Source organism: Cupriavidus lacunae, assembly GCF_003353055.1.
GTDB lineage: Bacteria > Pseudomonadota > Gammaproteobacteria > Burkholderiales > Burkholderiaceae > Cupriavidus > Cupriavidus lacunae.
In genome coordinates this window covers 12,856-32,433 of the sequence record NZ_QKWJ01000083.1, presented here as the reverse complement: position 1 = coordinate 32,433, position 19,578 = coordinate 12,856, and the positions used below count along the sequence as shown (strand labels likewise).

The window sequence follows — 19,578 nt, the reverse complement described above, 5'->3', positions numbered from 1 at the left end:
CAGGCTGCCAACCGCCTAAAGTCGGGTTCGTCCAATAGTCCGTTGATGTGGGCACAGACAGGGTGCGTAGCAGGCCCGAACCACCCACCACATCGAACGGCAAGCACCGCCGCTCGAACCACCCCCACCAACAAATTGGTGGCCAGCCGCCAGAGGCGACGCGTTTTTTGGTTACTTTTTGTCGCTCGGACAAAAAGTGACCCGCCCAGCAGGGCGGAACCAGGCGCTTAAACCTACAACAACATCGAACCCGACCTACATAACCAAACCAACAAACAAAAGCCCCAACAGGAAAAACGCCGCCCAAAGGCAGCGTTTTCCACAACCAAAACCAGCAGCCAACTTACTTCCCGCCAACCGTCTCCAGCACCGTCCACTTACCACCCACCACCTTATAGACAGTGATACCACCATCCTTCAGATCACCACGCGCGTCATACGCCAGCGTCTTGGTAGTCACGCCCTGCATATTGGTAGCAGCCAGCACCGGCAGGTAACGCACCGGATCGGTCGAACCAGCCTTGACCATGGCGGTCATCATCGCGGTGGCGCCGTCATAGGCGTACGGCGAGTAGGTCTGCACCTTCGAGCCGAACCGCTTCTCGTACCTCTTCTCGTAGTTGGCGCCGCCAGGCATCTGGTCCAGCGGCAGGCCGGCCAGCGACACCACCGTGCCTTCGGCGGCCGGGCCGGCGAGCTTCAGGAAGTTGTCGGTCTTGGACATTTCGCCCGACACCAGCGGGGCCTTCATGCCCAGTTCCTTGACCTGCTTGGCCATCGGCGCAGACTGGGTCTCGGCGCCGCCGTAGAAGATGATGTCCGGGTTGCTGCGCTTGATGTTGGTCAGCACGGCCTTGAAGTCCACCGCCTTGTCGTTGGTGAACTCGCGGCGCACGACCTTGCCGCCGGCGGCCTTGGCGGCCTTCTCGAACTCGTCGGCCAAGCCCTGGCCGTAGGCGGTGCGGTCATCGACGATGGCGATGTTCTTCGCACCCAGCTTCTTCACCACGAAGGCGCCGATCACCGAACCCTGCTGGGTGTCGGAGGTCATCATGCGGAAGGTGGTCTTGAAGCCCTGCTTGGTGTATTCCGGTGCCGTCGCCATGGCGATCTGCGGAATGCCGGCGCGGTTGTAGACCATCGACGCCGGGATGGTTGTGCCCGAGTTGAAATGGCCCAGCATGCCCTGGATGCCGTTGTCGACCAGCTTCTGCGCGACCACCGAACCGGTCTTCGGGTCGGCCTGGTCGTCTTCGGAGACCAGCACGAACTTGACTTCCTTGCCGCCGATCTTGGGCTTGGTGGCGTTCATGTCCTCGATCGCGAGGACGATGCCGTTCTGCATGTCCTTGCCGTACTGCGCCTGGCCGCCGGTCATCGGGCCGGCAAAGCCCAGCTTGATTTCCTGGGCCTGCGCGAACGCGGCGGAGGCGGCGGTCAGGCCGGCCAGGGTCAGGGCAACGGTCATTGCCGTCTTGTGGAATGTCGAGCTCATCAGATCTCCTTGGGTCCCAAATGGTGCCGATGTGGTGCCGTTGCCGGCGTTATGGCGGCGCAGCCTGGCAGTGCCGCGCCTTGCTTCCTGTGCGCAACGGGGCGGGATCACCGCCGCCGCCGCGCGCTTCGACATGACGACGTCCGAGGGTTGCCTCAGCCGATCGTCATCAAACTGGCATTGCCGCCCGCGGCCGCGGTGTTGACCGAGAGCGAGCGCTCGATCAGCAAACGGTCGAGCGCGATATTCGGTTCACCCTGCGTCAGGCCCTGCACGCCGATGATCGGACCGGGGCGCGCGGCCACCTGTTCGCACACCGTGCGCAACTGGTCGGAATCGCCGTGGTGCAGCACCGCATCGATCGCCGTGTCCGCCGCGGTCCAGTCGGCCACCATGCGGACGCGCGATTGTACGCCCTTAGGCAGGCGCGCAAACAGCCCCCGGCTGACAGGGTTTTCCAGCCATACCGCCTCGGCGCCGACGGTCAGCACGGCGCCCAGCTGCAGGGCCAGGTCGGCCTCCTGCGCGGCCAGGCACAGCACGCGCTCGCGCGGCAGCAGGGTGTAGGTGTTGCGCTCGCCGGTGGGGCCGGCCAGCGTCACCGCCAGGCCTGAGGGCGAGGCTTCGGCAAAGCGCTCGCAGGCGGCGGCCACTTCCGGCAGTTCGGCGCGCGCCCAGGTGCGGAAAGCCTCCGTGGCGCGCGCAGCGTCATCGTCCGGGCCCACGGCTTCGGCACCACCCGCGGCATCGGCCGCGCGCACGCTGCGCGCCACCGCGTCCTGCGGGCAGACCGACAGCAGCCGGTGCAGGTAGAGCGGGCCGCCCGCCTTGGGGCCGGTGCCCGACAGCGATTCGCCGCCGAACGGCTGCACCCCGACCACGGCGCCGACGATATTGCGGTTCACGTACAGGTTACCCACATGGGCACGGCTGACGATTTGCGAGATGGTCTCGTCGATGCGGGTATGGATGCCCAGCGTCAGGCCGTAGCCGGTGCCATTGATCTGGCTGACCAGGGTGTCGAGCGCCGCGCGCGGGTAGCGCACCACGTGCAGCACCGGGCCGAACACCTCGCGCGTGAGTTCCTCGATGCTGTCCAGCTCGATCAGCGTCGGCGACACGAAGGTGCCGTTGCGGCAGCTGGCACCCTGCGCGGCATTGGGGACGGCCTGGTGGACACTGCGGCCCTTGGCGCGCATGGCGTCGATATGGCGCACGATATTGCCGCGCGCTTCGTCGTCGATCACCGGGCCGACGTCGGTCGACAAGCGGTCAGGGTTGGCCATGTTCAGTTCCTCCATGGCGCCCTTGAGCATTTCCAGCACGCGGTCGGCCACGTCTTCCTGCAGGCACAGCACGCGCAGCGCCGAGCAGCGCTGGCCGGCCGAGTCGAAGGCGGAGTTGACCACGTCGCCGACCACCTGCTCGGCCAGCGCCGACGAATCGACGATCATCGCGTTCTGGCCGCCGGTCTCGGCGATCAGCGGGATCGGGCGGCCGGCCGTATCCAGGCGCCCCGCCACGTTGCGCTGCAGGATGCGTGCGACTTCGGTCGAGCCGGTGAACATCACGCCCTTGACGCGGGCGTCCCCCACCAGCGCGGCGCCCACGGTCTCGCCGCGGCCTGGCAGCAGTTGCACCGCGCCGGCCGGCACGCCCGCTTCGCGCAGCAGGCGCACGGCGGCGGCGGCGATCAGCGGGGTCTGCTCGGCGGGCTTGGCCAGCACCGGGTTGCCGGCGGCCAGCGCCGCGGCCACCTGGCCGGTGAAGATCGCCAGCGGGAAGTTCCACGGGCTGATGCAGACTACCGGGCCCAGCGGGCGGTGGGTCTCGTTATCGAAGCTGCGGCGGATCTCGGCGGCGTAGTAGCGCAGGAAGTCCACGGCCTCGCGCACTTCGGCGATGGCGTTGGAGAAGGTCTTGCCGGCCTCGCGCATGATGATGCCCATCAGCGACTGCATCTGGGCTTCCATCAGGTCGGCGGCGCGTTCCAGCGCGGCAGCGCGCACGTCCGGCGGCGTTGCCTGCCAGATCGGCGCGGCGTTGATGGCGGCCTGCAGCGCGGCGTCGACGTCTGCCTGGCTGGCCTCGGTGACCTGTCCCACTACGTCGCGGTGGTCGGCCGGATTCAGCACCGGGGTGGTGATGGCGTCAGCGGCGCGCGGCAACTCGGCGCCCAGCATCGGCTCGGCCACGAAGCGCTCGCTGGTGCCGGCCAGCAGCGCCGACGACAGCGACGCCAGGCGGTGCTCGTTGGCCAGGTCGATGCCGGCCGAGTTGGGTCGGCTCTTGCCATACAGCGTGCGCGGCGACGGAATGCGCGGGTGCGGCAGGCCCAGCCCGCCTTCGTCACGGTGCATGGCCTCGACCACGGCGACCGGGTCGGCCACCAGCTCGTCCAGCGAGATGGTGTCGTCGGCAATGCGGTTCACGAACGAGGTATTGGCGCCGTTCTCCAGCAGGCGGCGCACCAGGTAGGCCAGCAGCGTTTCATGCGTGCCGACCGGCGCGTAGATGCGGCACGGCCGGTTGAACTTGCCGTCGGCGGTGGGCCCCACCACCTGGTCGTACAGCGGCTCGCCCATGCCGTGCAGGCACTGGAACTCATACTGGCCGGGATAGTAGCTGTGGCCGGCGATCTGGTAGATGGCCGACAGCGTATGCGCGTTGTGCGTGGCGAACTGCGGGTAGATCGCGTCCGGCACCGACAGTAGCTTGCGCGCGCAGGCAATGTACGACACATCGGTGTAGACCTTGCGCGTATAGACCGGGTAGCCCTCCAGGCCCTCGACCTGGGCGCGCTTGATCTCGCTGTCCCAGTAGGCGCCCTTGACCAGGCGGATCATCAGGCGGTGGCGGCTGCGGCGGGCCAGGTCGATCAGGTAGTCGATCACGAACGGGCAGCGCTTCTGGTAGCCCTGCACCACGAAGCCGATGCCGTTCCAGCCGGCCAGCTCGGGCTCGAAGCACAGGCGCTCGAGCAGGTCGAGCGAGATCTCCAGGCGGTCGGCTTCCTCCGCGTCGATATTGATGCCGATGTCGTACTGGCGCGCCAGCAGCGTCAGTGACTTCAGGCGCTCGTACAGCTCGCCCACCACGCGCTCATGCTGCGCGCGGCTGTAGCGCGGGTGCAGCGCCGACAGCTTGATCGAGATGCCCGGGCCTTCGTAGATGCCGCGCCCGCGCGAGGCCTGGCCAATGGCATGGATGGCCTGCTCGTACGAGGCCAGGTAGCGGGCGGCATCGGCCTCGGTCATGGCCGCCTCGCCCAGCATGTCGTAGGAGTAGCGGAAGCCCTCGGCCTCGTACTTGCGCGCGTTGGCCAGTGCCTCGGAAATGGTCTCGCCGGTGACGAACTGCTCGCCCATCAGGCGCATGGCCATGTCCACGCCCTTGCGGATCAGCGGCTCGCCGCCCTTGCCGATGATGCGCGTGAGCGCCTTGGTCAGGCCTGATTCGGTATGGGTGGCGACCAGCTTGCCGGTCAGCAGCAGGCCCCAGGTTGCGGCGTTGACGAACAGTGACGGGCTCTGCCCCAGGTGCGACTGCCAGTTGGCGCCGCTGATCTTGTCGCGGATCAGGGCGTCGCGGGTGGCCTTGTCGGGGATGCGCAGCAGGGCCTCGGCCAGGCACATCAGCGCCACGCCTTCCTGCGACGACAGCGAAAATTCCTGGATCAGCCCCTGCACCAGGCCTTCACGGCCGGTGCCGACCTTCTGCTCGCGCAGCCGCGTGGCCAGCGTCTTGGCCATCTTGATGGCGGCCTCGGCCTGCTGCTGCGGCAGGCGCGCCTGCTCCAGCAGCACCGGCACGCAATCGGTCTCGGGACGGCGATAGGCAGAGGTAATGGCGGCGCGCAGCACCGACTGCGGCTGGATGCTCTGGGCGAATTCCAGGAACGGCTGCGGCGCGGCATCGCCATGGACAGGCTCGGCACCATCCGCACTATCCGCGTCGGCGCTGCCGGCAGCGCCAGTCTCGTACGGCAGGTGGCCGCGCTCGATCTGCTCGAGGTAGCTGAAGATGGCCTGCTTGATCAGCCAGTGCGGCGTGCGGTCGATCGATTGGGCAACGCGCTTGAGGCGGTCGCGCGAGGCGTCGTCGAGCTTGACGCCGAGAGTGGTGGTGGCCATGCGGGCAATTCTCCGAAAGACTGGAGCCGCCGCCGGTGCTACCTCGTCCGTGCCGACGGGCACGGGCGAGCGACCGGCCGCAGCCTGTGAGCTGGCGCGATCTTACTCCCGAAAATCACCAAGGTGCAACCTAGTGCAACCCTATCGAAAACCCTAATGCCAGGGTTGCACCTCCCGCCGCCGCACCGGCCGGCTCAGATCCGCAACGGATCGATCTCAAGCTGCCAGCGCACCCCTTTTGCTTGCGTTCCCACCTCTGCGAAAGTCCGTACCCACTCAGCCACAAAGCGCTGCAATACCGGGCGCGAGGTGGCCTCCACCAACATCTGCGCACGCTCCCGGTTGAAGACGCGCACCATCGACATCGGCACCGGGTCGTGCAGTTGCACCTCGGCCGCCAGCTCGCAGGTTTCGGCGTGTCGGCGTGCCACTTCCAGGAACTGCAGCGCCCGCTCCAGCTGCCCGTGCTCGGCGGTTACCAGCACCTGGAAGCAGAACGGGGGCAACCCGGCCTGGCGCCGCTCGCGCAACTGGCTGGCCGCGAATCCATCATAGTCGTGGCGCGTCAGCGCCTGCAATGCCGGGGTGTCCGGATAGCGGGTCTGGATCAGCACCTCGCCCGGCAGGCCGGCCCGCCCTGCCCGCCCGGCCACCTGCATCAGCGAGGCAAACAGGTGCTCGGCGGCGCGGAAGTCGTGGCTGAACATGGCCGCGTCAGGATGGACGATGCCGACCAGCGTCACGCGCTGGAAGTCATGCCCCTTGGCCACCATCTGCGTGCCCACCAGGATGTCGACTTCGCCGGCATGGACCTCGTCGAACATGGCCTGCGCGCTGCCCTTGCGGCGCGTGGAATCCGCGTCGATACGCGCGATGCGGGCCTGTGGGAAGCGCGCCGCCAGCGCCTCTTCGATACGCTGCGTGCCGCGCCCCAGCGGCGCGATATCGACATTGCCGCAGTCCGGGCAGTGGTGCGGCACCGGCGCCTCGAGGCCGCAGTGGTGGCAACGCAGGCGCCGCTCGGGCCGGTGCAGCACCAGGTACGCCGAGCAGCGCGGGCAGCCCGACAGCCAGCCGCAGCTGTCGCAGGCGATCACCGGCGCGTAGCCGCGGCGATTCAGGAACAGCAGGCTCTGCTCGCCACGCGCCAGGCGGGCGTCGATGGCTTCCAGCAGCGGCACCGACAGCCCTTCGTACAGCGCGCGCTGACGCTGGCGCTCGTGGTTCAGGTCGACCAGCCGCACCGTCGGCAGGGTCGCGTCGGCCTGGGCGCGCTCGCGCAGCACCAGCTTGCGGTAAGTGCCCTGCCCGGCCCGCCACCAGGTCTCCATCGACGGCGTGGCCGAGCCCAGCACCACCGCAATGTCGCGCTGCTTGGCGCGCCATACCGCCAGGTCGCGCGCGGAATAGCGCAGCCCTTCCTGCTGCTTGTATGACGTGTCATGCTCCTCGTCGACCACGATCAGCGCCAGCGCCGGCAGCGAGGCCATCACCGCCATGCGCGTGCCCAGCACGATGCGGGCCTCGCCGCGATGGGCGGCCAGCCACTGCAGGCTGCGCTCCTGGTCGGCCAGGCCGCTGTGCAGCACCGCCAGCGGCAGGTGCGGGAAGCGCGCCGCGATGCGGGCCTGCAGTTGCGGGGTCAGGTTGATTTCAGGCACCAGCATCAGCACTTGGGCCTGCGGGTCGCGCTCCAGCACCGCCTGCATCGCATGCAGGTAGACCTCGGTCTTGCCGCTGCCGGTGACCCCGTGCAGCAGGAACGGGGCAAAGCCTTCGGCCTCGGCAATGGCCTGCACCGCGGCACGCTGTTCTTCATGCAACGGCGGCGCGGAGGATGGCGGCTGCGCGGGGTCGGTCGGCAGCAGGGTGCGCGCGGTGCGGCTGGCCTCGACCCAGCCGGCGGCCTGCCACTCGGCCAGCCGCGACGGGGCCGCCGCACAGAGCACGCGGGCGTCGGCCAGGGCCAGCGGTTCGCCTGCGGCGGCGCGCTCGGCCAGCGCCTGCGCCAGGGCGCGCACGCTGCGTGCGCGGGGCGGCACGGCCGCCAGCAAGGCCTCGGCATGGCCAGGCAACAGGCGGTATTCGTCGGTGCGGGCACGCTGGGCCAGTCCTGGCCAGCTCTCGGCCTCACGCAAGGCGGGGGGCAAGGCTGGCAGCATCACTTCGCCCAGGCGGCGCTGGTAGTAGCGAGCGGCAAACGCGGCCAGGTCGATCCAGTCGGGCTGCAGCGGCGGCATCCAGTCCAGCAGCTGCGCAACCGGCCGCAGCTTGTCCGCGGGTACGTCGGAGCCTTCCGCATATTCCACCGCCACCCCGACCATGCTGCGGCGGCCGAACGGCACCACGACCAGGTCGCCTGGCGCGACGTCGGGGGTGGCGAGATAGTCGAAGCAGTCGTCGGCGGGCGTGTCCAGCGCGATCCGGATGACCGGCTGGGCGGATGGCGTCACGGCGCCGGCGGCTGCCGTGTCGGCCTCGGCGAGGGGCAGTGCGCCGCTAGCTGGCGCCATTTGGCCCTTCCTGGTGCACCGCCTTTGCGCAACTGTTGTGCAGCGGGCGGCAGGTGTGTGGACGACGGAAAGTTAGTGTGCGGCGCAACATCAACTTAAAGTAAAACTTCAAATGTGGCCCTAAGTCGATGATAGATGACTGGTTTTCCACTATTTCCACCGCCCCTGTGGATAACTTTGTTGAAAAGTCGCTTCGGCAGGCCGGAAACCCCCGAGAAACAAGGGATCCACCGGCATCGGACCCTGCTTTGCAAATCTTCCAAATCCTTAAAAATCAAGGGCTTGCAAACATCCCCCGGATAGGTTAGGGAATAACCCTGTCCTGCACTGCGGCAAACCTATTGGTGTGCATAAGTCAAGGGCCGTCAGTCAAGTCCGAGCACCTTTTTGGCGAATGCTGGCGAAAAAGTTAACTTGACAGGGTCCGGCGGCGCGGCTCCCGCAGCACTGGGTACGCCGGAGGGCCGGAGCGCTGCGGTACACGGCACCGCAGCAGCCCCCAGCCCGCCCGCATACTGTCACCGTTACTTCTGCGCTGCGCGCAGCTGGCGGCTATGACGATGGACTTCGTCGACCAGGACCGAAACGCTCTCGGGCGGCGTGAACTGCGAAATGCCATGGCCAAGATTGAAGACATGGCCATCGCTGCCGCCACCCGCGGCATAGCTGTCCAGCACGCCACGCACCTGCTCGCGGATGGCGGCCTCGGGGGCAAAGAGCGCGGTCGGGTCGATATTGCCCTGCAGCGCCACGCGGCCACCGGTGCGCCGGCGCGCCTCGGCCAGGTTGACGGTCCAGTCCAGCCCGATGGCATCGGCACCGGTGTCGGCGAGCGCCTCCAGCCACAGGCCACCGCCCTTGGTGAACACGATCGCCGGCACTTGCTGGCCCTCGTGCTCGCGCTTCAGGCCGGCCAGCACGCGGCGCATATAGGCCAGCGAAAACGCCTGGTACATCCCGTCGGCCAGCGCCCCGCCCCAGGTGTCGAAAATCATCACGGCCTGCGCGCCGGCCTCGATCTGGGCGTTCAGGTAAGTCGTCACCGCCTGGGCGTTGACCTCGAGGATGCGGTGCATCAGGTCCGGGCGGCCGTACATCATCGCCTTGACCGTGCGGAAGTCGTCCGAACCGCCGCCCTCGACCATGTAGCAGGCCAGCGTCCAGGGGCTGCCCGAAAACCCGATCAGCGGCACGCGCTGGCTGCCGTCCTGGACCAGCGCGCGGCGAATCTCGCGCACGGCGTCAAAGACATACTGCAGCGACGCCATGTCGGGCACAGCCAGCTTCTGCACGTCGGCTTCGGTGCGCAGCGGATGAGCGAAGCGCGGGCCCTCGCCCTGCGCGAACGACAGGCCCAGGCCCATTGCATCCGGCACAGTCAGGATGTCGGAAAACAGGATGGCCGCGTCCAGCGGGTAGCGGTCCAGCGGCTGCAGTGTCACTTCGGTGGCGTAGGCCGGGTTCTTGGCCAGCCCGAGGAAGCTGCCGGCGCGGGCGCGCGTGGCGTTGTACTCGGGCAGGTAGCGGCCTGCCTGGCGCATCAGCCACAGCGGCGTGTATTCAGTTGGCTGGCGGCGCAGCGCGCGCAGGAAGGTATCGTTCTGCAGTGCGGTCATGATCATCCTCGTAAGACCGCCATTCTAAGGGATGGCCGCGGGAGGATGCCGCTCAGACGTCGTCGATCATCCCGGCGAAGGCCGACGCGGCGCGCCGCATCCACTCGCGCGCGCGCTCGGCATCGGGCTGCAGCCGCGCGAAGCCATGGGTCATGCCGCTGGCCTCGATGGTGATCACCGGGGCGTCGTGGCGCACCAGGAAGTCGGCATAGGCCAGGCCGTCGTCGCGCAGCACATCGTGCGCGGCCACCATCAGCACGGTGGCGGGCGGACGCACCGGCGGCGCGGCCATCAGGTGCACGCGCGGATCGCCGTGGGCGGCGCCCAGTGCCAGGCCCTCTGCGCCGATGAACTGGGTCCAGAACCAGGCCATCTCGTCACGCGTAAGGCCGGGGCCGTCGGCGAAGGCACGGTAGCTCTCGGTGCTGAGCACGGGCGCCGTGACCGGATAGACCAGCAGCTGGGCATCGACCCGCACGGCGTCGCCGGCATTGAGCCGCTGCGTGGCCTGGGCCGCCAGATGGCCGCCGGCGCTGTCGCCGGCCACCGCCAGGAAGCCTGGCGCCAGCCCCAGGGCCTGGCGCTGGCCGGCAAACCACAGGACGGCCTCGGCGGCATCGTCGCAGGGCGCCGGGAAGGCGTGTTCGGGTGCGAGGCGGTAGTCGACGCTGGCCACGGCACAGCCGGTATCGGCCGCCAGCAAGGCCGCCACGGTATGGTGCGTCTGCGGCGAGCCGATCACCCACCCGCCGCCGTGGAAATAGACCACCAGCCGCGGCGCGGCCACGCCGGCCGGGCGGAACAACCGCGCCCCGAGGGTACGGCCGGCCAGCGCCACCTCCAGGTCCTGCACGGCGATACCTTCCGGGTCCGGTAACAGCGACGCGGCCGCAATCTCTGCAAAGCGTGCCCGCTGGGCAGGAATGTCGGCGGACGCCGGCTCAGCGGCATAGCGGTCGGCCAGGCGGCGGTAATAGGCAAGCAGTTGCGGATCGATGGCCATGGTCGGCGGCAGGTCGGAAAGCTGGAGAAGTGAGAAGTGAGGAGAAGAAGGCCGGATATCAGTCCAGGCCAAGCTGGCGCGTCAACTCGACCTTGCTGCAGCAGTCCTGCACCGCCAGCAGCCCCGCCCCGGCGGCGCGGCGCACGGCCTGGTCGTTGACAATGCCAAGCTGCAGCCAGACCCCGCGCGCGCCAATGGCGATGGCCTCGTCGACCACGGCAGGCGTTTGCTCGGCGCGGCGAAAGATATCGACCCATTCGATGGGGGCGCCCGCCGCGGCGGCGGCGTCGGCGGCCTCGCGCAGGGTGGCGTGGCAGGTCTCGCCCAGGATACGTTCGCCGGCATGGCGCGGATTGACCGGCACAATGCGAAAGCCGTGGCCTTGCAGGAACTCGGCCACCTCGTGGCTGGGCCGCTCCGGGCGGTCGGACAGGCCGACCACGGCTACGGTCTTCATTGCCAGCATGGCGTGTATGGCTTGCTGCATCTCAGGCGGCATCGCATCTCCGTGGGTAGGCAGGGGCGCGCCGCGGGCAGGCCAAGAACGTGACAAGGCGGCCGCGGGCGTACTGAATCGTAACCGCAATTGTCACGCAGCAATTGGTGCGCAAACGAACATGGAAAATGGGCGCGGAAAGATAATCCAACGGCACGCATTTGCAGCGAACGTGACGTCAACGCGCAAAAATATGCCGATCACGCCTGATTTTAAGGGTTCGGGCTTTCAACTTCTTTCAAAACGATACATTTTGTTACTGCCATGCCGGGGAGTTTCCCCCACAATGCATTGACACACCCGCTGTCCAGGGGCGTGACACCCCGGTGAAAATGGCAATGCAGACTAAATGGGGTGTGGTGAAGAAAGCCTTTTTCAAGCGTTTCCGGCAGTAACCCGATTTTCCGATCCAGCAGAAAGCTGCTGGACCGGAGCACCAGTAAGACCGTTGTAGCGCGTGGCCTTTGCGGCCTGTGGGCGGATATTTGGGTATCCGTTGCGCCTTGATTGTCGACCTGGACCGAACCCGTTCCTTCGAATTGACCCCTCGAAGGGATTTTCCCGTCCGCGCGGAGCCTCCCCGGCCCGCGCGCTTTTTTTTGTCCAGACGCAACAAAAGCATATCGCCACGCCAACAAAAAAGGCAGCCTCTCGGCTGCCTTTTTTTAAATGTCGCATCGAAAAAACAACAATGCGACAGTCCTGCTCAATGCCTACTTCTTCCGGCGCAGACGGGCGATGGCTGCCAGTTGCGCGGCGGCCACGGCCAGTTCGCTCTGGGCACGGGCCAGGTCGAGGTCGCTGCTCTGGTTCTGCATCAGCTCCTCGGCAGCGCGCTTGGCTTCCTGCGCCTTGGCTTCGTCCAGGTCGCCACCGCGGATCGCGGTGTCGGCCAGCACGGTGACGTGCTTGGGCTGCACTTCGAGAATGCCGCCGGCAACGAACACGAACTCTTCGCTGCCGTCTTCCTTCTCGATGCGCACCGCACCCGGCTGGATGCGCGTGATCAGCGGCGTGTGGCCCGGCAGGATGCCCAGCTCACCCGACTCGCCCGGCAGCGCCACGAACTTCGCCTGGCCGGAGAAGATCGACGTTTCCGCGCTGACGACGTCTACAAGAATGGTTGCCATATCAGATCCTTTCTCCTGAAAGCTTTGGCTTCCCGTATATGGGAAGCAAGTATTTCGCCTTCGTGCCAGGCGCGGCCGCCGCAGACAGTAGATTAACTACGGCAAGGCAGCCGCAACGACGCATGAAGGCGAAAGACGCCGCTTACTGGAGCTTCTTGGCCTTTTCGAAGGCTTCGTCGATCGAGCCGACCATGTAGAACGCCTGCTCGGGCAGGTGATCGCACTCGCCATCCACCAGCATCTTGAAACCACGGATGGTTTCCTTCAGCGGCACGTACTTGCCCGGCGAACCCGTGAACACTTCGGCCACGTGGAACGGCTGCGACAGGAAACGCTGGATCTTACGAGCGCGGTTCACGGCCATCTTGTCTTCCGGCGACAGCTCGTCCATGCCCAGAATCGCGATGATGTCGCGCAGTTCCTTGTAGCGCTGCAGGGTCTGCTGTACTGCGCGCGCAACGTTGTAGTGCTCCTGGCCAACCACTTGCGGGTCCATCTGACGCGAGGTCGAGTCGAGCGGGTCCACTGCGGGGTAGATACCGAGAGCGGCAATGTCACGCGACAGCACCAGGGTCGAGTCCAGGTGCAGGAAGGTGGTAGCCGGCGACGGGTCGGTCAAGTCATCCGCAGGCACGTAGACGGCCTGGATCGACGTAATCGAGCCAGTCTTGGTCGACGTAATACGCTCCTGCAGCTTGCCCATTTCTTCTGCCAGCGTCGGCTGGTAGCCCACGGCGGAAGGCATACGGCCCAGCAGTGCCGACACTTCGGTACCAGCCAGCGTGTAGCGGTAGATGTTGTCGACGAAGAACAGGATGTCACGGCCCTCGTCGCGGAACTTCTCGGCCATGGTCAGGCCGGAAAGTGCCACGCGCAGACGGTTGCCCGGCGGCTCGTTCATCTGGCCGAACACCATGGCCACCTTGTCGAGCACGTTCGAGTCCTTCATTTCGTGGTAGAAGTCGTTCCCTTCACGGGTACGCTCGCCCACGCCGGCGAACACCGACAGACCGCTGTGCTGCTTGGCGATGTTGTTGATGAGCTCCATCATGTTGACGGTCTTGCCCACGCCTGCGCCACCAAACAGACCCACCTTGCCGCCCTTGGCGAACGGGCAAATCAGGTCGATCACCTTGATGCCGGTTTCGAGCAGGTCGGTGGAAGGCGACAGTTCGTCGAACTTCGGCGCCTTCTGGTGAATCGCGCGCCGCTCGTCGGAAGCGATCGGGCCAGCTTCGTCGATGGGGCGACCCAGGACATCCATAATGCGGCCCAGCGTGCCTTGACCCACCGGCACCGAGATCGGCGCGCCGGTGCTCTTCACCGGCATGCCGCGGCGCAGGCCGTCCGACGAACCGAGGGCAATGGTACGGACCACGCCGTCACCCAGCTGCTGCTGGACTTCGAACGTCAGGCCCTTTTCGGCGAACGACGTTTCGCCGCTGTCTTCCAGCACCAGCGCGTCGTACACCTTCGGCATCGCGTCGCGCGGGAACTCGATGTCCACCACGGCGCCGATGCACTGCACAATATTTCCGATACTCATTTCGTATCTCCGATAGCTTGAATTCTTAACGCCTCAGACCGCTGCCGCACCGCTGACGATCTCTGACAATTCCTTGGTGATCGCTGCCTGCCGGGTCTTGTTGTAGTCCAGCTGCAGTTCGCCGATCACGTTCTTGGCATTGTCGGATGCCGCCTTCATAGCCACCATGCGCGCCGACTGTTCGGACGCCATGTTCTCGGCCACGGCCTGGTACACCAGCGCCTCGACGTAGCGAACCAACAGCTCTTCCACCACGGTCTGCGCGTCAGGCTCGTAGATGTAGTCCCACGAGTAGGCGCGCTTCTCTTCTTCCGTCTGCGACAGCTTGTCGGCGGCGAGCGGCAGCAGTTGCTCAACCATCGGTTCCTGCTTCATCGTGTTGATGAACTTGGTGTACGCGATGTACACCGCATCGACTTCACCATTGGTGAATGCGTCGAGCTGGACCTTGATCGCGCCGATCAGCTTTTCCAGGTGCGGGGTGTCGCCGAGCTGCACCACATTCGAGGCCACCTTGGCGCCGATGCGGCTCAGGAACTGCATGCCCTTGCCGCCGATGGCGGTGGCTTGCACATCCACGCCGCGACCCTGCAGGCTCTTCAGCTCGTTGGTCACGGCACGCAGCACGTTCGTGTTCAGACCGCCGCACAGCCCCTTGTCGGTCGTGACCACGATCATGCCGACGCGCTTGACTTCGCGCTCCTGCATGAACGGGTGCTTGAACTCGGGGTTGGCCGAAGCCAGGTGCGCCGCGATGTTGCGCACTTTCTCGGCATAGGGACGGGCATTGCGCATCCGTTCCTGCGCCTTGCGCATCTTGGATGCGGCGACCATCTCCATCGCCTTGGTGATCTTGCGCGTGTTCTGCACGCTCTTAATCTTGGTTCGAATCTCTTTCGTTCCGGCCATACTTTCCTCTCCGTCCGAACCAGCGCCGCGCCGGCGTTAGCCAGGCGCGGCGGCGGTATCGGAGAATTGCGCGGTTAGAACGCGGCGGACTTCTTGAAATCCTCGATCGCGGCACGCAGGGCGGGTTCATCTTCCTTCGAGAGCTGCTTGGTCTCTTCGATACGGTTGATGAGGTCGGCGTACTTGGTCTTCAGATGGTCGTGCAGGCCCTTCTCGAACGGCAGAATGTCCTTCACTTCCACGTTGTCGAGGAAGCCGTTGTTGGCGGCGAACAGCGACGCGGCCAGCTGCCACACCTGCTGCGGCTGGTATTGCGCCTGCTTCAGCAACTCGGTCACGCGGCGGCCGCGCTCCAGCTGCTTGCGGGTGGCATCGTCCAGGTCCGAAGCGAACTGCGCGAAAGCAGCCAGTTCACGGTACTGGGCGAGGTCGGTACGGATACCACCGGCCAGGTTCTTCACCACCTTGGTCTGCGCAGCACCACCCACGCGCGACACCGAAATACCGGCATTGATGGCGGGACGGACACCGGCGTTGAACAGGTCGGTTTCCAGGAAGATCTGGCCGTCGGTAATCGAAATCACGTTGGTCGGCACGAACGCGGACACGTCGCCGGCCTGCGTTTCGATCACCGGCAGCGCGGTCAGCGAACCGGTCTTGCCCTTGACGGCGCCGTTGGTGAACTTCTCGACGTACTCGGCGTTCACGCGGGCAGCACGCTCCAGCAGGCGCGAGTGCAGGTAGAACACGTCGCCGGGGTACGCTTCACGGCCCGGCGGGCGGCGCAGCAGCAGCGACACCTGGCGGTAGGCCCAGGCTTGCTTGGTCAGGTCGTCATAGACGATCAGCGCGTCTTCGCCGCGATCGCGGAAGTACTCGCCCATGGTGCAGCCGGCGTAGGCAGCCAGGTACTGCATGGCGGCCGAGTCCGAAGCGGCGGCGGCCACGACGACGGTGTATTCCATCGCGCCGTGCTCTTCCAGCTTGCGCACCACGTTGGCGATCGTCGAAGCCTTCTGGCCAATGGCGACGTACACGCAGTACATGCCCTTGCCCTTCTGGTTGATGATCGCGTCGACAGCCACGGCGGTCTTGCCGGTCTGGCGGTCGCCAATGATCAGCTCACGCTGGCCACGGCCGATCGGCACCATCGAGTCGATCGACTTCAGGCCGGTCTGCACCGGCTGGCTCACCGACTGACGCGCGATCACGCCCGGGGCGACCTTCTCGATCACGTCCGTTTCCTTGGCGTTGATCGGGCCCTTGCCGTCGATCGGCTGGCCCAGCGTGTTCACCACGCGGCCCAGCAGTTCCTTGCCGACCGGCACTTCCAGAATGCGGCCGGTGCACTTGACCGTGTCGCCTTCGGAAATGTGTTCGTAGTCACCCAGCACCACGGCGCCGACCGAGTCGCGCTCGAGGTTCAGCGCGAGGCCGAAGGTGTTGCCGGGGAATTCCAGCATCTCGCCCTGCATCACGCCGGACAGGCCGTGCACGCGGCAGATGCCATCGGTCACGGAGATCACCGTGCCGGTATTGCGCACTTCAGCTTCAGCGCCAAGGCCCGAGATGCGGGTCTTGATCAGCTCGCTGATTTCTGAGGGGTTCAGTTGCATCACAATGCTCCTAATTCTTCAATCCGTCGGCCGGTGCGTTCAGGCGGTCAGCGCCACTTGCATGGCTGCCAGGCGCGCGCGCACGGAGGTGTCGAGCACTTCGTCGCCAACCTTGACGCAGACGCCGCCGATCAGGGACGGGTCCACCGCCACCTGCGCGTACAGCTTGCGGCCGAACTTGCGTTCGAGTGCGGCGACCAGGTCGTTCAGCTGCCCATCTTCCAGCGGGAATGCGCTGGTGATCTCGACGTCGGACGACCCTTCGCGGGCGTTCTTGAGCACATGGAACTGCTCGGCGATTTCCGGCATCACCGTCAGGCGACCGTTATCCACCAGCAGCTTGACGAAGCGGCGAGCCTCGTCATTCAGCGGGGACTTCAGCACCGACAGGAACAGTTCGGCCAGCTTCTCGCCGGGAACGTTCGGATCGCCGGCGACCGCCTTCATGTCGGGATTGGCAGCAACCTGCCCCATCTCCGACACCAGCTCGGACCATGCACCCAGATTGCCTGCGCTCGATTCACTGGCGACGCGGAACAGCGCCTCAGCGTAGGGGCGGGCAATGGTTGCGGTTTCAGCCATGTTTAGAGCTCAGCCTTGAGTTGATTGAGCAGGTCGGAGTGGACCTGCGCGTTCACTTCACGCTTGAGGATCTGCTCGGCACCCTTGACGGCCAGCACGGCAACCTGGTCACGCAGCGTTTCGCGTGCACGGGTAACCTGCTGCTCTGCTTCGGCCTTGGCCTGGGCAATGATGCGTGCGGCTTCTGCCTGGGCGTTCTGCTTGATCTCGTCTGCCGTCAGCTGGGCGCGCTTCTCGGCGTCAGCGACGCGTTGAGCACCCTCGGTGCGGGCTTCGGCCATAGCCTGGTCCACACGCTTGTTGGCGAGTTCGAGCTCGGCCTTGCCCTTCTCGGCAGCGGCGAGGCCATCGGCGATCTTCATTGCGCGTTCGTCGAGCGCCTTCACCAGCGGCGGCCAAATGAATTTGGCAACAACCCACCACAGGATGAAGAACACGACCATCTGCGCAAAAAACGTTGCGTTCAGATTCATGGTGTGTTCCTTTCGGTAATCAAACTACAGATAAATGCGCAAGGGCGGCCAGGCTAGTGGCCCGCGCCGCCCGTCAGCATCATGCAGACCGAAAAGAATTACTTGATGACAGCCAGCAGCGGGTTGGCGAAGGCGAACAGCATTGCAACACCCACACCGATCAGGAATGCAGCGTCGATCAGGCCAGCCAGCAGGAACATCTTGGTTTGCAGCGGGTTCATCAGCTCAGGCTGACGTGCGCAGGCTTCGATGTACTTGCCACCCATCAGGGCGATACCCAGGCAGGCGCCGATAGCGCCCAGGCCGATGATGATGCCGATACCGATGGCGGTCAGACCCTGGATGTTGGCGAGAAATGCTTGCATGATGACTCCTTTAATTTAGAGAGACTTAGAACCAAAAAACCAAAAAACCAAAAACCGAAAATCAGTGGTGATCGTGAGCCTGGCCGATGTACACCAGCGTCAGCATCATGAAAATGAAGGCCTGGAGCAGGACGATCAGGATGTGGAAGATCGCCCACACCGTGCCGGCCAGCACGTGGCCGACAAAGCCCAGCGCGGACAGGTCGGCGCCGAACGTCCAGATGGAACCCAGCAGCGCGATCAGCAGGAACACGAGTTCGCCGGCGTACATGTTGCCGAACAACCGCATGCCGAGCGAAACGGCCTTGGCCAGGAATTCGATCAGGTTCAGGATCAGGTTGAACGGGGCCAGGTACCACTTGGCGCCGAACGGGGCCGAGAACAGCTCGTGCATGAAGCCGCCCGTGCCCTTGATCTTGAAGCTGTAGTAGATCATCAGCACCAGCACCGAGCAGGACATGCCCAGCGTGCCGTTCAGGTCGGCCGTGGCCACTGCGCGGTGGTGGGGAAGGTGCAGGTGGAAGACGCCCAGCAGGCTGTTCAGGCCGGTGACCCAGTCGACCGGAATCAGGTCGATCGCGTTCATCATGGTGATCCAGCAGAACACCATCAGCGCCAGCGGCGCAATCCACGAGCGGTCGCCGTGAATGATTCCCTTGGCCTGGTCGTCGACCATCTCGACGACCATTTCGACGAAAGCCTGGAAGCGGCCCGGCACGCCGGGGGTGACGCGGCGCGCCGCGGCGTACAGGAACAGCACGGCGATGGCGCCGCACAGCACGGACCAGAACACCGTGTCGTAGTTGAGCACGGAGAAATCGACCACCGACGCTTGCTTGCCGCCGACCGAGTTCAAGTTCTGCAAGTGTTCGGCGATATAGCCGGAGGGTGTCAGCGCGTGTTCGGCGCCTTGGGTAGCATCAGACATGTCGATACGAACGGTATATTGCGAAATCTTCAGGCCGCGCGCCGCCACTGTCTGGCAAACGCCCGGTACGCGTCTTGCATTGCCTTCGGCGGATTCGCCGGTTACCGCAATGCAAGCGGGGTCCAACCTTGGCCGTGCGCGGTGTCACTGCGATGAAAGCCGCTGTGAAACCGTCACGGAAAACTCTTGATATTCCGTTTCGGTGCCCCACTTCCCGATGAAGCACCGTTTTCGAGCGGCTGGCCTAGCGCATCAGCAGGGCCACCACCCAATATGTCTTGAGCGCGAGCAGGAACGTGACCAGCATCGGCACCCATCGCAGATCCCGGTACAGCACCACGACCAGCACCAGCAGTGCTACCGTGGCAAAGACCTTGATCGCCTCGCCCAGCACCAGCCCGCCCACCGAAGCGCGGTCGCGCGCCAGCCACAGGCGCAGCGCGAACAATCCGCTCGGCACGAAGCACACCATGCCGCCGAACAGCGCCGACCACCCAAACGGCGCCGGCTCTTTCGCAAACAGCGCCCAGCACAGTGCCGACAGCAGGGAAACCAACACCTGCGCCAGGACAACCTTGCCCGGGGTCATGCGCGAAGGGCGCAATGCGCGCTCGCCAAACAGCGTTACCGCCTCGGCGTGCGACAGCGGATCGACAGCTTCTTCCTCACGGTCTGCGCCTTCTTTCCAGTCGTCCCAGTCATCTTCCTGACGGGAGCCGGCGCCTCGTTGCTGACGGTCTCGAACCACCACCTGCCTGCCTTATTCCGGGCCG

15 protein-coding genes are annotated in these 19,578 nt (G+C 65.6%); all 15 read right to left on the bottom strand.

What is annotated here, in order from left to right; all coding sequences use genetic code 11:
• Positions 1–343: 343 nt before the first annotated feature.
• Positions 344–1,495, bottom strand: coding sequence for a branched-chain amino acid ABC transporter substrate-binding protein (locus tag DN412_RS35195; protein WP_078198275.1), 1,152 nt, complete (start codon positions 1,493–1,495; stop codon positions 344–346).
• Between the two features lie 155 nt (positions 1,496–1,650).
• On the bottom strand, positions 1,651–5,628 hold the full coding sequence (gene putA / locus DN412_RS35190) for a trifunctional transcriptional regulator/proline dehydrogenase/L-glutamate gamma-semialdehyde dehydrogenase (RefSeq protein ID WP_115215780.1): 3,978 nt from the start codon (positions 5,626–5,628) through the stop codon (positions 1,651–1,653).
• 194 nt (positions 5,629–5,822) lie between these two features.
• Complete coding sequence (locus DN412_RS35185; RefSeq protein WP_208647718.1) at positions 5,823–8,141, bottom strand: primosomal protein N'; 2,319 nt, start codon at positions 8,139–8,141, stop codon at positions 5,823–5,825.
• A gap of 524 nt (positions 8,142–8,665) precedes the next feature.
• Positions 8,666–9,757, bottom strand: coding sequence for a uroporphyrinogen decarboxylase (hemE, locus tag DN412_RS35180; protein ID WP_115215781.1), 1,092 nt, complete (start codon positions 9,755–9,757; stop codon positions 8,666–8,668).
• A 52-nt stretch (positions 9,758–9,809) separates the two neighbouring features.
• Positions 9,810–10,760: an alpha/beta hydrolase gene (locus DN412_RS35175; protein ID WP_115215779.1), complete on the bottom strand. Its 951-nt coding sequence runs from the start codon at positions 10,758–10,760 to the stop codon at positions 9,810–9,812.
• A 58-nt stretch (positions 10,761–10,818) separates the two neighbouring features.
• Positions 10,819–11,259, bottom strand: a complete 441-nt coding sequence (locus tag DN412_RS35170; protein ID WP_115215778.1) for a CoA-binding protein — start codon at positions 11,257–11,259, stop codon at positions 10,819–10,821.
• Positions 11,260–11,969: 710 nt separating this feature from the next.
• A complete protein-coding gene (locus DN412_RS35165; RefSeq protein WP_114131723.1) occupies positions 11,970–12,386 on the bottom strand; it encodes a F0F1 ATP synthase subunit epsilon in 417 nt (138 codons plus the stop codon).
• A 142-nt stretch (positions 12,387–12,528) separates the two neighbouring features.
• On the bottom strand, positions 12,529–13,932 hold the full coding sequence (gene atpD, locus DN412_RS35160) for a F0F1 ATP synthase subunit beta (protein WP_013958384.1): 1,404 nt from the start codon (positions 13,930–13,932) through the stop codon (positions 12,529–12,531).
• A gap of 33 nt (positions 13,933–13,965) precedes the next feature.
• Positions 13,966–14,841, bottom strand: coding sequence for a F0F1 ATP synthase subunit gamma (atpG, locus tag DN412_RS35155; protein WP_114131724.1), 876 nt, complete (start codon positions 14,839–14,841; stop codon positions 13,966–13,968).
• A gap of 74 nt (positions 14,842–14,915) precedes the next feature.
• Positions 14,916–16,457, bottom strand: a complete 1,542-nt coding sequence (atpA, locus tag DN412_RS35150) for a F0F1 ATP synthase subunit alpha (protein ID WP_115215777.1) — start codon at positions 16,455–16,457, stop codon at positions 14,916–14,918.
• A 39-nt stretch (positions 16,458–16,496) separates the two neighbouring features.
• Entirely contained in the window at positions 16,497–17,039 is a 543-nt protein-coding gene (locus DN412_RS35145) for a F0F1 ATP synthase subunit delta (protein ID WP_115215776.1), read from the bottom strand.
• 2 nt (positions 17,040–17,041) lie between these two features.
• Positions 17,042–17,512 (bottom strand): F0F1 ATP synthase subunit B, encoded by a 471-nt coding sequence (locus tag DN412_RS35140; RefSeq protein WP_078198284.1) that lies wholly within the window; start codon positions 17,510–17,512, stop codon positions 17,042–17,044.
• 98 nt (positions 17,513–17,610) lie between these two features.
• Positions 17,611–17,877, bottom strand: a complete 267-nt coding sequence (gene atpE, locus DN412_RS35135; RefSeq protein ID WP_013958389.1) for a F0F1 ATP synthase subunit C — start codon at positions 17,875–17,877, stop codon at positions 17,611–17,613.
• A gap of 61 nt (positions 17,878–17,938) precedes the next feature.
• Positions 17,939–18,805 carry a F0F1 ATP synthase subunit A gene (gene atpB / locus DN412_RS35130; protein ID WP_078198659.1) on the bottom strand — a complete coding sequence of 289 codons (867 nt, stop codon included), beginning with the start codon at positions 18,803–18,805 and terminating at the stop codon, positions 17,939–17,941.
• Between the two features lie 244 nt (positions 18,806–19,049).
• Positions 19,050–19,556 (bottom strand): ATP synthase subunit I, encoded by a 507-nt coding sequence (locus tag DN412_RS35125; RefSeq protein WP_078198285.1) that lies wholly within the window; start codon positions 19,554–19,556, stop codon positions 19,050–19,052.
• Positions 19,557–19,578 lie beyond the last annotated feature (22 nt).